This window comes from Kitasatospora sp. NPDC004531, from assembly GCF_053602195.1.
Map to the genome: position 1 here is coordinate 21,008 of NZ_JBSGDD010000032.1, position 14,678 is coordinate 35,685.

The 14,678-nt window shown below is 73.1% G+C and carries 11 protein-coding genes; 6 read left to right on the top strand and 5 right to left on the bottom strand.

All coding sequences use genetic code 11. The features are described from left to right. Positions 1–401 precede the first annotated feature (401 nt). Positions 402–1,655 carry an SAV2148 family HEPN domain-containing protein gene (locus ACWEMJ_RS15750; protein WP_452137598.1) on the top strand — a complete coding sequence of 418 codons (1,254 nt, stop codon included), beginning with the start codon at positions 402–404 and terminating at the stop codon, positions 1,653–1,655. A 103-nt stretch (positions 1,656–1,758) separates the two neighbouring features. Next, positions 1,759–2,466: an exonuclease domain-containing protein gene (locus ACWEMJ_RS15755; protein WP_452137599.1), complete on the top strand. Its 708-nt coding sequence runs from the start codon at positions 1,759–1,761 to the stop codon at positions 2,464–2,466. Positions 2,467–2,482: 16 nt separating this feature from the next. On the opposite strand, the gene ACWEMJ_RS15760 is transcribed toward ACWEMJ_RS15755, so the two are convergent. The 4 genes from ACWEMJ_RS15760 to ACWEMJ_RS15775 all read right to left on the bottom strand — a co-directional run bounded on the left by ACWEMJ_RS15760 (position 2,483) and on the right by ACWEMJ_RS15775 (position 8,243). Beyond that, the gene (locus tag ACWEMJ_RS15760) at positions 2,483–3,916 is read right to left on the bottom strand and encodes a S1 RNA-binding domain-containing protein (RefSeq protein ID WP_452137600.1); all 1,434 of its coding nucleotides are present in this window, start codon (positions 3,914–3,916) and stop codon (positions 2,483–2,485) included. Positions 3,917–3,980: 64 nt separating this feature from the next. After that, positions 3,981–4,952 carry a polysaccharide deacetylase family protein gene (locus ACWEMJ_RS15765; protein ID WP_452137601.1) on the bottom strand — a complete coding sequence of 324 codons (972 nt, stop codon included), beginning with the start codon at positions 4,950–4,952 and terminating at the stop codon, positions 3,981–3,983. Between the two features lie 130 nt (positions 4,953–5,082). Next, positions 5,083–5,970: a phosphotransferase enzyme family protein gene (locus tag ACWEMJ_RS15770; protein WP_452137602.1), complete on the bottom strand. Its 888-nt coding sequence runs from the start codon at positions 5,968–5,970 to the stop codon at positions 5,083–5,085. Between the two features lie 68 nt (positions 5,971–6,038). Next, positions 6,039–8,243, bottom strand: a complete 2,205-nt coding sequence (locus ACWEMJ_RS15775; RefSeq protein WP_452137633.1) for an MMPL family transporter — start codon at positions 8,241–8,243, stop codon at positions 6,039–6,041. A gap of 508 nt (positions 8,244–8,751) precedes the next feature. Here ACWEMJ_RS15775 and ACWEMJ_RS15780 point away from each other — a divergent pair. From ACWEMJ_RS15780 to ACWEMJ_RS15790, 3 genes are all read left to right on the top strand, one after another. Beyond that, on the top strand, positions 8,752–10,911 hold the full coding sequence (locus tag ACWEMJ_RS15780) for an MMPL family transporter (protein WP_452137603.1): 2,160 nt from the start codon (positions 8,752–8,754) through the stop codon (positions 10,909–10,911). A 310-nt stretch (positions 10,912–11,221) separates the two neighbouring features. Next, positions 11,222–11,425 carry a cold-shock protein gene (locus tag ACWEMJ_RS15785; RefSeq protein ID WP_035861312.1) on the top strand — a complete coding sequence of 68 codons (204 nt, stop codon included), beginning with the start codon at positions 11,222–11,224 and terminating at the stop codon, positions 11,423–11,425. A gap of 173 nt (positions 11,426–11,598) precedes the next feature. Next, entirely contained in the window at positions 11,599–13,386 is a 1,788-nt protein-coding gene (locus tag ACWEMJ_RS15790; RefSeq protein ID WP_452137604.1) for a DEAD/DEAH box helicase, read from the top strand. Positions 13,387–13,478: 92 nt separating this feature from the next. On the opposite strand, the gene ACWEMJ_RS15795 is transcribed toward ACWEMJ_RS15790, so the two are convergent. Beyond that, positions 13,479–13,991, bottom strand: coding sequence for a MarR family winged helix-turn-helix transcriptional regulator (locus tag ACWEMJ_RS15795; protein WP_452137605.1), 513 nt, complete (start codon positions 13,989–13,991; stop codon positions 13,479–13,481). 111 nt (positions 13,992–14,102) lie between these two features. Here ACWEMJ_RS15795 and ACWEMJ_RS15800 point away from each other — a divergent pair, with 111 nt between their 5' ends. Beyond that, the gene (locus tag ACWEMJ_RS15800; RefSeq protein ID WP_452137606.1) at positions 14,103–14,591 is read left to right on the top strand and encodes a hypothetical protein; all 489 of its coding nucleotides are present in this window, start codon (positions 14,103–14,105) and stop codon (positions 14,589–14,591) included. Positions 14,592–14,678 lie beyond the last annotated feature (87 nt).

The following is a 14,678-nucleotide window of genomic DNA, read 5'->3' on the forward strand; positions in this document are numbered from 1 at the left end:
GCCAGACGCCGATCGGCGCCCCGCGGGTTGGCCACCCGGCGGAGCGCCCGAGCAAGTGGTGCGGGCGTCGGCGGCGCGACGCCCGGCACACCGGAATCCTCCTCGCCGGACGTCCGAACTCCTCGCCCATCCGCGTCCATTCGCGCGTTGTTCGCCCGGACGGGTGTCCTGGCCGCCGGGCCGGACGGCCCGCCCCGGCCGGGCCGTGACGGACCGTCGACTGCCGCCCCGGGAGCTGTCAAGAGGGCTGTGTCACGGCCACCGGGGGCGATACCCTTGATCGTCCGGACCGCGCGACGAACCCCGGGCCCGTGCGGCCGGCGACCAGGGGCCGACATGGTGGAACGAGTCAGCGGACAGGCCGTCAGCCCCTGGGCGGCGGGCGAGAGGTGAGGTAGCGGATGGCGTTCCCCGCCGACGGCGACGGACACGACCCGCGGGCCGGCAGCAGCGAGGCCCCGACCCTGGTCGTCCGCACCGGCGCCGGACGCGGACCGCTGCCCCCGCAGGGCGGCCCCGCCGACGGCATGCCGCCCGGCTGGTCCCCCGGCCAGTGGGACGACGCCTACCGCCGGGTCCGGCTGGCCGGCCGCGCCTACGTCTGGCTCAACCTGGTCGAACAGCGGATGCGTGCCCTCGTCCACGAAGTGCTGCGCCCCGTCTACGCGCCCGCGCACGGCGAGGAGTGGGTCACCGCCGCCGCCGGACCGGCCGGCGAGGAGTGGGTGCACCGGGCCGCCGCCGTCCGCGAGGTCTCCCGCCGCAAGGGCTACCTGCTCGACCCCGTCGACGACGACCCGCTGGTCTTCCTCACCCTGCCGCAGCTGCGCGAACTGACCGTCCAGCACTGGCCGCTGTTCGAACCGCACCTGGTCGACCGCCGTGAGATCGAACTCGCCCTGGACGAGCTGGAGGTCGCCCGGCACGTCGTCTCCCGCAACCGGGCGCTCACCCGGACCGTCCTCGACCAGACCGAACGCGCCGCGGCCCGGCTGCTCGCGCTGCTCGACGGCGCGCACGGCGGCGTCCCCGCCGACGTGGTCGAGGAACTCGTCGCCGGCCGCTACGCCGACGTGGTCGCCGTCCACCCCGACCGGGTCCGCCTGCAGCGCGACCTGCCCGTCGAGGTCCTGCTCGACGGCGCCCGGCGGCTGGACGCCGTCGGCATCGGCCTCGGCATGCTCTGCCAGAACTACACCGGCAAGCGCCTGGTGCGTCTCGCCACCGACGGCTGCCGGGTGCGGCTGCTGTTCCTCAACCCCGCGAGCAGCGCCGTACGCCGACGCGAACGCGAACTCGGCCTCGGGCGCGGCGAGTTGGGGCGCTCGGTGGAGATGAACATCATGCACGTGCGGCGCGTCAGGGCCCGGCTGCGCGACCCCGGCAGCTTCGAGATCCGGGTCTTCGACGAACTGCCCCGGTTCACCGCCTACCTGGTCGAGGGCCAGCGCACCACCGGCGCCGGCGGCCGCCGCCGCTCCACCGACCTCGGCGTGATCCAGCCCTACCTGCGCAAGGCCCGCGGCATCGAATCGCCCGCCCTGGTGCTGCGCGGCGGCGCCGGACAGGAGGCCGGCGGCACCGAACCCGGACTGCTGGAGGTCTACCGGGAGGAGTTCGAGGACCTCTGGGGGGACTCCCGCGCGGTGTCCTGACCAGCACCGTCGCCCGTCGAAGCGCGGACGCGCCGTCGGCACTGTCACAGCGGCAGGCGATGATGGTCCGCGTCTTGGCAGTGCTGACGGAAGGACACACCCCATGACCTGGTGGAAGGGGCCACTGACCGGTTTCGACCTGGAGACCACCGGCACCGACCCGCAGGAGTCCCGGATCGTCACCGCCGCCGTGGTCGACACCCTCGGCGGCCGCGTCGAGGCGGCCACCAACTGGCTGATCGACCCCGGCGTCCCGATACCGGCCGAGGCCACCGCCATCCACGGCATCACCGACGCCGAGGCCCGCGCCCACGGCCGGCCCGCCGCCGAGGCCGTCGAGGAGATCGCCCGCGCCCTGCACCAGCGGCTCGCCGCCGGCCGGCCCGTGGTCGCCTTCAACGCGCCCTACGACCTGTCGCTGCTCGACGCCGAACTGCGCCGCCACGGCCGCCCCACCCTCGCCGAACGCCTCGGCGGCCCCGTCACCCCCGTGGTCGACGCGATGGTCGTCGACCGCGCCCTCGACAAGTACCGCAAGGGCTCCCGCACCCTCCAGCGGGTCTGCGAGGTCTACGGCGTCGAACTCCACGACGCCCACGAGGCCGGCAGCGACGCCCTCGCCGCCGTCCGGGTCGCCGTCGCCCTCGGCCACCGCTACCCCGACCAGGCCGGCGACCTCCCCCTCGACGAACTCCACCGCCGCCAGATCGACTGGTACCGCACCTGGGCCACCGACCTCCAGGCCTGGCTGCGCCGCAAGGACCCGGCCGCCACCGTCGACCCGCGCTGGCCGCTCAAGGCGGCCTCCTGAGGGCGGCGGCCGCCGATCAGCGGCAGGAGAGCAGGAACCGCTGCCGGGCCAGGTCGACTTCGAGAATCCGCACGGTCAGCCCGTCACCGACCCGGACGGCCAGGCCGGCCGACTCGGCGGCGGGCACCAGCCCCTGGAGGCCGTTCGGGCGGTCCTCGATCCGGACGAGCAGGCCGAACGGCAGCACCCTGGTGACCACGCCGTCGACCGACTCGCCGACGCGGGCGGACAGTTGGAGCAGCGGGTTGTCCTCCAGCGCCCTCGGCGAGAGGTGGAGCTCCTCCCGCACCAGGTCGGTGCCGAGCACGGCGGCGGTGATCTCCTGGCCCACACGGACGCGGTCCTCAACGGCTCCGCTCCACCGCCAGGACAGCTCCGGTCGGCGGATTCGCGCGGTGAACCCGCCGACGTCCACGAACACCACGGTGTCGGCGATCTCGACGACCGTGCCGGTGACGGCCTGACCGGGGCGCAGCGACTTCAGGAACGCCCAGGTCTCGTCGCACGGCGACCAGGTGGTCCGCCAGCGGGCCCGCAGCACGCCGTCCGGGTCGGGGAGCACGCCGCTGAGCAGCGGACGGCGCTCGTCGACCGTGGTCGGCAGCGCGCAGGCGGCCCGCGCGCCCGCCACCCGGGCGGCCAGTTCCGCGTGCTCGTCGTCGTGCACGGTCACGCTGCGGACGGTCCCCGACGCGTCCTCCCAGACGAACTCCCGGGTGTCGTCCTCGGGGAGCGACGCCAGCACGGACGCGACATCGGTGGACAGCGGCGGCCAGAGCGTCAGCATGGCGCGAGGCGCGAGGCCCGCACGCACCGTGTCGAGGGTGTCGGGTGTCAGGCGGTGCCAGCGGGAGAGGCCCTGGATCGGCGACTCCTCCAGGACGTCGGCCTGCCCCGTGGAGACCAGCCAGTGCACCCGCGCCCAGAACTCCTCGTCGGCGGGCCGCTGTTCGCCCGGCTCGTCCGACTCCTCCTCGTACGGCGACTCCGGCACCGGCTCCGGGAACAGGCCCAGCCGGCGGGCCTGCGCTGCGGCGCGCTCGCACGGCCGGTCGGTGCCGATGTACATGTACTGGTCGTAGCCGATGTGCACGAAGAACCCGTCCCCGGCCTCCAGCAGGCACCAGCCCTCGTCGCCGCGGAGCATCATCCGCACCAGTTCCAGCGCGGTCTCCAGCGGGACCTTCGCGCCGTCGTGGAAATCCCACAGGCTCGGGAACAGGTCCGTCAGGCGCATCCCGTCCTCGTCGGGTTCGAGCAGGAACGCCCCCGGGTCGCGGACGGACAGCCGGTCGACGCCGCACTCCTCGGCGAACGCGACCACCGCCTGCAGGTACGCCGCCTCGATCGGGCCGCGGTCGCTGTCGACGTCGTCGTCGGCGAGGTAGTGGCCGCGCTCGTCGCGGTGGGCGGGGTCGTACTTGGTGACGCGGTGCACGAAGGCGGGCACGGGGCTCCTGGAAGCCGAAGAGGCGTCCCGACGGGCCGTCGGGACGCCTCGGCGCGATGGCCGGTCAGGACTGGGGGAAGTCGAAAGTGTAGCCCTGCGCCACCAGCCACGGCAGCAGCTGCTTGAGCGCCGCGACGGTCTGGGTGCGGTCGCCGCCCCCGTCGTGCATCAGCACCACGCCGCCCGGGCGCAGGTTCTGCTGCACGGTGGTGACGATCGACTGCACGCCCGGGCGCGACCAGTCGCGCGGGTCGACCGACCAGCCGAGGGACTTCATGCCCTGGTCGGCGCCGATCTTCTCGTTCTCGGCGGTGAAGTCGCCGCCCGGCGCGCGCCACCAGGTGATCTTCGCGTCGCCACCGGCGGCGTTCACGATCTGCGCCTTGGCGTCGGCGATCTCCGCCACCTGCTGCTGGTGGGTCTGGGCGTGCATCGGCTGCGGGTGGTCGACGGTGTGGTCGCACAGGCGGTGGCCCTCGGCGAGGATCCGCTGGACGGCCGCCGGGTGGGCCTGCGCGTTGTCGCCGATCTCGCAGAACGTCGCCTTCGCGTCGTACTTCGCCAGCAGGTCCAGCACCTGGCCGGTGGCCGGTCCCGGGCCGTCGTCGAAGGTCAGCGCCACGGTCCTGCCGCCCGAGGCGGTGTGCGACAGCACGTGGGTGGCCGGGGCGTGGCTCTCGGCCGCGCCGGTCGGCTTCGCGGAGCCGCCGGGGGCGGGCGTGGACGGGGTGCCGCTCGGCGCGGACGGCGAAGGCGTCCGGCTCGCCGTGGTCGGGTCCTGGCTCGGCGTGGCGAGCGGGGACGAGGAGCCGCCGCTCGGCGCCGGCCGGGCCGCCGCCGAGGAGCTCCCGCCACCGCCCGGGGTCGCGCTCGTGCTCGTGCTCGCGCTCGGCGACGCCGCCGAGTGCTGCGCGGCCTCCCCGGCCGCGACGGGGGTGCCGTGCGCACCGCAGGCCGCCAGCAGGGCCGGGGCGAGCAGTGCGGAGGCACCGATGAGGAGAGAACGACGACGGGCGGATATGCGGGACTTCACCATGGAACGACTCCTGACGTCGTACCTGTCGCCTGCGCGGCGGGGCGTCTGATCGGATACGACGCCGGGTACGACCGAGGTGGTTCCGTCCGGGTGTGCGCTGCGCCACAGGGCGGGCACCGAACGGAAGCGGTCAGAACGCGAACCAGCGTACTGCCGCCGCTCCGTCACGCAGCGAGTCCACGCGGCGACGGAACTCGGCCCGGGCGGACGGGTTTCCGGGCGTCTGCTGGGCCACCCACGCGGCGCTCGCGGTCTCCCGCGCCCCGCGCAGCACCGCGAAGCCCGGCCACTCGCGGACGTCCCAGCCGTAGGCCGCGTTGAACGCCGCGACCTCCTCGGCCGGTACGCCGTAGCGGTCCTGACTGAGCGCCAGCACCACCAGGTCGTGCTCGCGCAGGTCGGAGGCCATGTATTCGAGGTCGAGCAGCACCGGACCGGCGGGGGCGATGTGCACGTTGCGCGGCAGGGCGTCGCCGTGGATCGGGCCGGAGGGGAGGAAAGGGGTCAATTCGGAAATAGCGGTGACAAAGCTCTCTTTCCGGTCACGGAGGAATGTCACGTCCGCCGGATCGATGTGACCCTCCGCAGTCGCCAGCCAACTGTCCACCGGCGCAAGGAGATCCCGCCGGCCGAGCGCCACCGGCGGGGCGGGCTCGGCGGGCAGCGCGTGCAGGGCGCGCAGCAGCGGGGCGAGGTCGGCGGGCCGGGCCGGGCGGACGGCGGGCTCCAGGCGGTGCCACAGCGTGACGGGGTGGTCCTGGGCCAGGTGCACGGCGGAGTCGGCGGGGCGGACCACCGGCACGCCCGCGTCGTCAAGCCAGCCGGCCAGGGCGAGTTCGCGGGCGGCGCGGTCGGCCGAGCCGGGAGTGCGGCCGACCTTGGCGACCAGGCCGAGCGCCGGCAGGTCGAAGACGGCGTTCTGGCCGAGCGCGATGAGCGCGGCCCCGACCGGGTCGATGCCGGTCGGGGCGCACGCCTGCTGGAGGAGGGCCCGGGCCCCCGTTTCGTCGAAAATCACCTGCTCATTGTCGGCGAGACGGGGCCGGGCCGGGCGGCGGGGTGAGAGGGCCGGGCCGGGCGGCGGGGTCAGCCCACCAGTTCGTGCTCGCCGCGGCCGCGGTGCGTGCCGGTGCCGGCCGGGGCGGCGGGCGCCTCCCCTTCGAGCCGCGGCAGCCAGCGCAGCCAGCGCGGCAGGTACCAGTTCCGGTCGCCGAGCAGCGACATCGCGGCGGGCAGCAGCACGGCGCGGATGATCGTGGCGTCGATCAGGACGGCGACCGCGAGGCCGATGCCCATCTGCTTCATCACCTGCATGGACAGCGTCCCGAAGACCGAGAACACGCCGACCATGATCACGGCGGCGCTGGTGACCACGCCGGCGGTGGTGCGGATGCCGTGGGCGACGGCCGCGCCGGTGGGCAGGCCCCGGTCGTGCGCCTCCTTGATCCGGGAGACCACGAACACGTGGTAGTCCATCGACAGGCCGAAGAGGATCACGAACAGGAACAGCGGTATCCAGCTCTCCACCGCGCCGACGCCGGCGGTGCCGACCAGCGAGGCGCCGACGCCGTGCTGGAAGACCAGCGTCAGCACGCCGTAGGCGGCGCCGACCGAGAGCAGGTTGAGCAGCACGGCGGTGACCGCGACGGACAGCGAGCGGAACGAGCAGAGCATCAGCAGGAAGGCGAAGGCGACCACGAAGCCGAAGACCGGGAGCATCGAGCCCGACATCTGCTTGTTGAAGTCGACCGAGCCGGCGGTGCTGCCGGTGACCGGGGCCTCGGCGCCGGCGATCCTGCCGACCGTGGCGGGGACGACCTGCTCGCGCAGCACCTTCAGCGCCTCGGCGGAGACGGCGTCGTTGCCGGTGCCGTAGAGCGGGATGTCGACCGTGGCGACGTTCTGCTCGGCGTGCAGCGTCAGGCTGGTGGGGCCGTGCATCTTGCCGGTGGCGAGGGCCCGGGACTGGAGATCGGCGAGGGCCTGCGTCATCTCCGGGGAGGAGATGTCCTTCGCCCGGACGACCACGGTGGCGGGGGAGGGGGTGCCGGGGAAGGCCTCCTGGATCCGCTGCGAGGTGGCGACCAGGGCGTTGCCCTTGGGCAGCTGCTGCTGGAAGGTGAGGTTGGCGGTGTGCATCGTCAGCGTCGGCGAGGCGATCGCCAGCAGGGCGGCGGTGGCCAGGACGGCGGCGGCCAGCGGGTGGCGCAGCACCGGGGTGAGGATCCTGTTCCACACCCGGCTGCCCTCGGGGCCGCTGCGGCGCAGGCGGTGCAGGAACGGGATCCTGCCCTTCTCCACCCGGTCTCCCAGCATCGACAGCAGGGCGGGCAGCACCGTCAGCGAGCCGAGCACGGCGGTGATCACGACCAGGATGGTGGCGAAGGACATCGCCTTGAAGGTGGCGATGCCGGTGAGGAACATGCCGGCCATGGCGACCACCACGGTGATGCCGGAGACCAGCACGGCGCGGCCGCTGGTGGCGGCGGCGATCCGCAGCGCCGTCTCGGCGTCGTGCCCGGCGGCCCGCTCCTCGCGCTCGCGGCGCAGGTAGAACAGGCAGTAGTCGACGCCGACCGCGAGGCCGACCAGCAGCATCACCGAGGAGGCGTCGTTGCTGGTGTGCAGCAGGCCGGAGGAGAGCGCGACCAGGCCGGACGCGGCGACGAAGGCGGTGATCGCCAGCACCACCGGCAGGACCGCGGCCACCAGCGCGCCGAAGGCGATCAGCAGGATGCCCAGGGCGAGCGGCACCGCCGTCCACTCGGCGCGGGCGAAGTCGTCGCTGAACTGGTCGTTGAACCACTTGCCGGCGCTGGCCTCGCCGAACTCCTCGACCACCAGGTCGGGGTGCTGCTTCTGCACGGCGGCCACCGCGTCCGTCACCGCCGGGACGTTCTCGACGGCCTTCGTGCGGTCCTCCCCGGTGATCGTGAACTGGAGCAGCGCCGAGTGCTTGTCGGCGGAGACCGCGCCCGTCTCGTACGGGCTGTGCAGCTCCCCGACCTTGCCGGTGCCCTGCACGGCGGACGCGACCTGGTCGACGACGGCCTTGAAGGAGGCGTCGTCGGCCGTCAGCGTGCGGCTCTGCACCAGGACGGTCTCGCCGGCCGGCGACTTGAGCCCCGCGTCGTCCAGGATCTTGGCGGCCTGCGCGACCTGGCCCGGTATCGACTCGGAGTCGGTGATCTTCGTGGCGCCGTGCACGCCGCCGAGGTAGGCGGCGAGAACGACGAAGAGCAGCCAGCCGAAGACCGCGGTCTTTCTGTGACGGGCGCTCCAGGCGCCCATCGTGGCGGCGATTCCATGCTTCACGGTAGGTGTCCCCCAGGGGTTCGGGCGGGTGCGGGCCGCCCCGGTCGGCGTGCCCCCGGGCTGCTTCCGGCGGCACAACAGACGCTATGAGCTGCGGATCTGACGAACCATCCGGCTAGTCACCGACTTTTCCCTGGACCTGCCCCCAGGGAGGAGTAGGGGGTTATCCCCACCCCCGGGGTCGGGGTCTCCTCCTTGAGGGCAGCGGGGAGTCCACCCTGAGGGGGAGCGGTCTCCATCCCGAGCACGAGGTGGGAGGGGGTGCGGCCGGGCGACGATGGTGTCGGGGCAGGCTCCGTGGCCGCTCCCAGGGGGCACACACATAAACCACTTGCCGGGCGGCAAGCAAGGTCGCGTAGGATGCTCACTGATACTTACCTGCCGACCGGCTAGGCCCTGCCGAGGGCCCCTGAGCGCCGGGCCGGCCGTTGCCCGGTCCCGCCCCGCTGGTGGCGGTGTGCCATGCCCAGGAGGCATTTCGAGCATGTTCCACCGACTTGGACACTTCGTCGTCAAGCGGGCCTGGTGGGTGATCATCGGCTGGGTGGTCGCCTCCATGGCGCTGATCTCGCTCGCCCCGAAGATGAGCGCGTCGACCGACGAGTCAGAGTTCCTGCCGAAGAACTACGAGTCCATCCGGGCCTCGGTGGTCCAGCAGGACAAGTTCCCGGCCGAGTTCTCCCCGGCCGCCCTGCTGCTCTTCGAGCGCCAGGACGGCGGCAGGCTCACCGACGCCGACAAGGCCGACATGGCCAAGGTCGTCAAGGGCCTGACCGACAAGCACATACCCCTGGTCGAGCAGATCGTCCCCCCGATGGAGGGGAAGACCATCGCGCCCGACGGGCAGTACGCCATGGGCCTGGTCTCCCTCGACAAGACCAAGATGCAGACCGACGAGTACACCGACGCCGCCAAGGCGCTGCGTGAGGAGGGCCGGCAGCTCGCCGGCGGCACCGCGCTGAAGTACCAGGTCGGCGGCCAGGCCGCGATGGGCCTGGACCAGAAGGAGTCCTCCAGCGCGACCGACGCGATCACCATGTTCGCCACCGTCGTGCTGATCGTGGTCATCGTCGGCGTGATCTTCCGCGGCATCCTGGTCGGCTGGCTGCCGGTGCTGCTGTCGCTGTTCCCGATGATCGCCGCCACCGGCCTGATCGCCTTCGTCACCGACCTGTTCGACCTGAAGTCCTCGCCGATCGCCTCCGCGATCCAGATCGTCGTCATCCTCGGCGTCGGCACCGACTACTTCCTGTTCCTGATGTTCCGCTACCGCGAGCGGCTGCGCGCCGGCGACGACCGCAAGGCCGCCGTCGCCAACGGCGTCGGCCGGGTCGGCGAGGCGATCGCCTCCGCCGCCGGCGCGGTCACCGTCGCCTTCGCGGTGCTGCTGCTCTCCGAGCTCGGCATGTTCACCGCCCTCGGCCCGGCGCTGGCGATCTCGGTGATCGTCACCGCGCTGGCCTCGCTCACCCTGACCCCGGCGCTGCTCGCCGTCATCCCGGCCAAGGCCACCTTCTGGCCCGGCCGCAAGTGGATGGAGGAGCCGCAGGGCGCCCGCTTCCACAAGCTCGGCAAGGTCGTGGGCCGCCGCCCCGGCATCGTCGCGCTGGTCTCCGGCGGCCTGCTGGTCGTCCTGTCGCTGGCCGGCCTCGGCTACCAGGGCACCTTCGACATGGCGAAGAGCATGATGCCGAAGGACAAGGAGTCCATGGTCGTCATGGACGTCCTCAGCAAGGGCGGCTCCGAGGGCGCCGCCGACCCCACGCACGTCTTCGTCACCAGCACGAACGGCAAGCTCGACCCGGCCTCCCTGGACGGCTTCGGCGCCAAGCTGGCCAAGGTGCCCGGCGTCGCCAACGTGCCGGCCGAGCACAAGCTCAGCGAGGACGGCACCACCGCCGACCTCACCGTGATCCTCAAGGACTCCGCGGCCAGCAACGCCGCCATCGACGCGGTCACCGAGCTGCGCGCCGTCGCCCACGAGGCCGCGCCCGGCGGCACCGAGGCACTGGTCGGCGGCACCTCGTCCGTCTACAAGGACATCAACCTGGCGATGGCGCACGACTACAAGCTGGTCTTCCCGGTGGCGGGCGTGCTCATCCTGCTGATCCTGGGCCTCCAGCTGCGCAGCGTGGTCGCGCCCTGGTACCTGATGGCCTCGGTCGGCCTCGGCTTCGCGGCGACCCTGGGCGCCACCACGGTGGCCTTCCTCAAGCTGGGCTCCGAGCCCGGCCTGATGTTCATGCTGCCGATCTTCATCTACCTGTTCGTGGTGGCGATCGGCACCGACTACAACATCCTGATCATCGCCCGGCTCCGGGAGGAGGCCCGCGAGGGCCGCAGCCCGCGCGAGGCGGCCAAGGAGGCGGTCCGGCACGCCGGGCCCACCGTCGCCGCGGCCGGCTTCATCCTGGCGGCGTCCTTCGCGACCTTCATGCTGGCGGGCAACGTGCTGTTCGCCGAGCTGGGCTTCGCGCTGGCCATCGGCATCGTGCTGGCGGCCTTCGTGATGGCGATGTTCTTCACCCCGGCGATCACCGCGCTGCTCGGCAAGAAGGCCTGGTGGCCCGGCCACGGCGCGATGCCCGACCACGGCGACGAGCCCGCCCCGGCCCACGAGCCGCAGCCCGCCGGCCGGGTCTGAACGGTCACGCACCGGTAGCGGCCCGTCGCCGCACGTGAGGGGGCATGCGGTCCAACCGGACCGCATGCCCCCTCGGTGTCGCCCCGAAACGCGGTGTGACCAGCGGAACTTTTGCCGCCGTTGACGGGGGTGGCCGTGCTATTGTCGAAGCAGTTGCAGTATTGGTTCCCATGAACGTGTGTGTGCGCCTGCTGGTTCCAACCAACAGGCGCATTTGTTTTGTCCGGTGTTTAGTCTCCGGATGGGGATCGCGGCTACGTGGGGCGCACGAGGTGTGTGTCCCAATGCCCCAGTGAAAGTGGAGACGGTTATGGCTACCGGCACCGTGAAGTGGTTCAACAGCGAAAAGGGCTACGGCTTCATCGAGCAGGACGGCGGCGGCGCTGACGTCTTCGCTCACTACTCGAACATCCAGTCCCAGGGCTTCCGTGAGCTCATCGAGGGCCAGAAGGTCGAGTTCGACGTGACCCAGGGCCAGAAGGGCCCGCAGGCGGAGAACATCCGCACCATCTGAGTCCCGGCTGACGCCGACTCATTTGTGTCGCAGGCGAGGGCCCGTACCTCCACAGGTACGGGCCCTCGTCCATGCCGCCCGACGGCCGGGGCGGCCCTTCCCTCCCGACGGCCGACACCCCGCCGCCGCGCATCCGAGCGCGACGGCCGACGGCCTCAGGAAGAGGAACACGCATGCCCGAGCAGTCCCGTCCGCGCACCGGTCAGACCCGTGCCGGCCAGCCCCGTACCGAGCAGTCGGCTTCGCGCGGTGACCAGCCCCGCGCCCGCAAGCCGCGCACCGGCGCCGCCCGCGGCGGCGCTTCCCGGGCCGGCGCGCCTCGTGCCGGTGCGCCTCGTGCCGGTGCGCCTCGCGACGGTGCGCCTCGCGACGGCGGCGAGCAGGTCCGTACCGAGCGCCCGCGCCGGCCGCGTCGTGGCACCGCCGCGACGGCCGCGCCCGCCGAGGACTTCACGCCCGTCCAGGGCACCCCGTCCCGCCCGCCGGCGGCGAGCTTCGCCGAGCTGAACCTCCCGTCCGGGCTGATGAAGGAGCTCGGCGCGCAGGGCGTCACCGAGCCGTTCCCGATCCAGGCCGCCACGCTGCCCGACGCGCTGGCCGGACGCGACGTCCTCGGCCGCGGCCGGACCGGCTCCGGCAAGACCCTGGCGTTCGGCATTCCGCTGCTGGTGCGCACCGCCGGCAAGCGGGCCGCCGCCCGCCACCCGCTGGCCCTGGTGCTGGTGCCGACCCGCGAGCTCGCCCAGCAGGTCACCGAGGCCCTCGCCCCCTACGCCGGGGTGCTCGGCCTGCGGATCACCACCGTGGTCGGCGGCATGTCGATCACCCGCCAGTCCAACCAGGTCCGGCGCGGCACCGAGGTGCTGGTGGCCACCCCCGGTCGACTGGACGACCTGATCCAGCGCGGTGACGTCCGCCTGGACGACGTCGCCATCACCGTCCTCGACGAGGCCGACCAGATGGCCGACATGGGCTTCCTGCCGCAGGTCGTCAAGCTCCTGGAGCAGGTCGCCGAGGGCGGGCAGCGGATGCTGTTCTCCGCCACCCTGGACCGCAACGTGGACCGGCTGGTCAACCGCTTCCTCAGCGACCCCGTCACCCATTCGGTGGACCCGTCGGCCGGCGCCGTCACCACCATGGACCACCACCTGCTCCAGCTCGACCCCGCCGACAAGGCCGAGACCACCGCCCGGATCGCCGCCCGCGAGGGCCGGGTGATCATGTTCGTGCACACCAAGCACGGTGCGGACCGGCTCGCCAAGCAGCTGCGCGCCCACGGCGTGGTCGCCGCCGCGCTGCACGGCGGCAAGTCGCAGCCGCAGCGCAACCGGGTCCTCGACCAGTTCCGCGACGGCCAGGTCACCGCGCTGATCGCCACCAACGTCGCCGCGCGCGGCATCCACATCGACGGCCTCGACCTGGTCGTCAACGTGGACCCGCCGATCGACCACAAGGACTACCTGCACCGCGGCGGGCGCACCGCGCGGGCCGGCGAGTCCGGCACCGTGGTCACCCTGGTGCTGCCCGAGCAGCGCCGCGAGGTCAACCGCCTGATGAGCATCGCCGGCATCCGGCCCACCATCACCAAGGTCCGGCCCGAGGACGGCGAGCTCAAGCGCATCACCGGCGCGCGGACGCCGTCCGGGGTGGCCGTCATGCTGCCGGTTCCGGCGGCGGCGGTCGCCGTCGCCCCCGAGCAGCCGGAGGGCCGCGGCCGGGGCGGCAGGTCGGCGGACGGCGAGGGGCGGCGCCGCCCGGCGAAGCGGTCCGGCGGGCTGCCCAAGGACGTCGACATGAGCGGCAACCCGCGTCGGCCCCGGCCCAAGCAGCGCCCGGGCGGCGGGAGTTCGCAGATGGCGGCCGGGTTCATCGGCAAGGCGTCGGGGCGGGCGAAGCCGGGGTCCGGGTCGAAGAGCGGGTCGAACTACGGGACGGGGCGGCAGCGGCGCAAGGCCGACTGAGGTTCTTGGGGGGATGGGAGCGCACTGACAGGGCTGGGGGGAACTGCGCGACAAGCGCAGACCACGTCCGTGAGGTCGCGATCAGGTGCAGGTCATTGTCCTGCGTCGCGATCTTGCGGACGTGGTGCGTTCCCCCTCGCGCAGTTCCCCGCGCCCCTGTTGTCGCGCCCCATTTGGCGGAGGGTGGCGACCAGGGGGGCCAGTTCGGGGCGGGTCTCGGCGGTGGTGAGGGCTTCGGCGAGGGCGCGGTCGTTGGTGGGGCGGGCCCGGGCGAGGAGGGCGAGGCCGGCCGGGGTGACGTTGGTGTAGATGCCGCGCCGGTCGGTGGGGCAGAGGTAGCGGGCGAGCAGGCCGCGGTCCTCCAGGCGGGTGACCAGGCGGGTGGTGGCGCTCTGGCTGAGCACGACCGCGTCGGCGAGCTGGTTCATCCGGAAGTGGCCGCCGTCGTCGTCGTGCTGGGCACTCAGCACGTCCAGGACGGAGAACTCGCGGACGCTGAGCTCGTGTTCGGCCTGCAGGGCGCGTTCGATGTGGGCCTCGATCCGGCCGTGCAGGGCGGTCAGGGCGCACCAGCCGTGTGCCAGGGCGGGATCCGAGCGGGTCATCGTCCGCGCTCCTTTCGGGGGTCGTGTCACTTCGTACAAGCTTAGTCGACATGTGCAAATTCCCGCGCCTGCAACTATTGCGGGGCGACGAGGAGTGAGGAGGCGGTCCCGGTGGAGCGGCAGGCGCGGCTGGACGCGCAGGAGGCGGCGTTGGACGCCCTGGTGGCGGCGCTCGGCGTGGTGGTGGACGTCCCGTCGGACGAGCGGGTGGCGCGGCTGGACGCGCAGGCGCCGGGCTACGCGCAGTACCACCGGATCGGCCACAAGCGGCAGGCGGCGTACCGGCGGCTGACGGCGGAGCGGGAGGCCGCGCACCGGCTGTACCCGCTGGTGCTGGACGCGCTGCTGGCCGACGACGACCCGTCCTCGCCGCGCTGGCTGGCGCAGGTGCTGCTGACGGTGGGCGGGCGCCGGCGGCTGCAGGAGGAGCTGGTGGCGGCCGTGGCGGGCGGCGACCCGTTGCGGCAGGCGTGCGCGGTGGGCGCGTGGCGCTGGGCGGACGCCGTGGACGGGCCGCTCGCGGAGCGGTTCGTGGCGGCGCGTCGGGAGGCGGCGGCGGGCTGCACCGACGCGTGGGCGCGGGCCCGGCTGGCCGACTGAGCGTCAATCACCAGCACCGGGGTACCTCTTGCGCGCGACGTCGTGTTAGCTTCTTTGCCAACTCATGGTCTGCGTATGGCGTCGCCT

Coding starts and splice junctions, on each gene's coding strand:
- ACWEMJ_RS15755 (WP_452137599.1), top strand. CDS start 1,759: ATGACCTGGTGGAAGGGGCCACTGACCGGTTTCGACCTGGAGACCACC.
- ACWEMJ_RS15780 (WP_452137603.1), top strand. CDS start 8,752: ATGTTCCACCGACTTGGACACTTCGTCGTCAAGCGGGCCTGGTGGGTG.
- ACWEMJ_RS15795 (WP_452137605.1), bottom strand. CDS start 13,991: ATGACCCGCTCGGATCCCGCCCTGGCACACGGCTGGTGCGCCCTGACC.
- ACWEMJ_RS15790 (WP_452137604.1), top strand. CDS start 11,599: ATGCCCGAGCAGTCCCGTCCGCGCACCGGTCAGACCCGTGCCGGCCAG.
- ACWEMJ_RS15785 (WP_035861312.1), top strand. CDS start 11,222: ATGGCTACCGGCACCGTGAAGTGGTTCAACAGCGAAAAGGGCTACGGC.
- ACWEMJ_RS15765 (WP_452137601.1), bottom strand. CDS start 4,952: ATGGTGAAGTCCCGCATATCCGCCCGTCGTCGTTCTCTCCTCATCGGT.
- ACWEMJ_RS15750 (WP_452137598.1), top strand. CDS start 402: ATGGCGTTCCCCGCCGACGGCGACGGACACGACCCGCGGGCCGGCAGC.
- ACWEMJ_RS15775 (WP_452137633.1), bottom strand. CDS start 8,243: ATGGGCGCCTGGAGCGCCCGTCACAGAAAGACCGCGGTCTTCGGCTGG.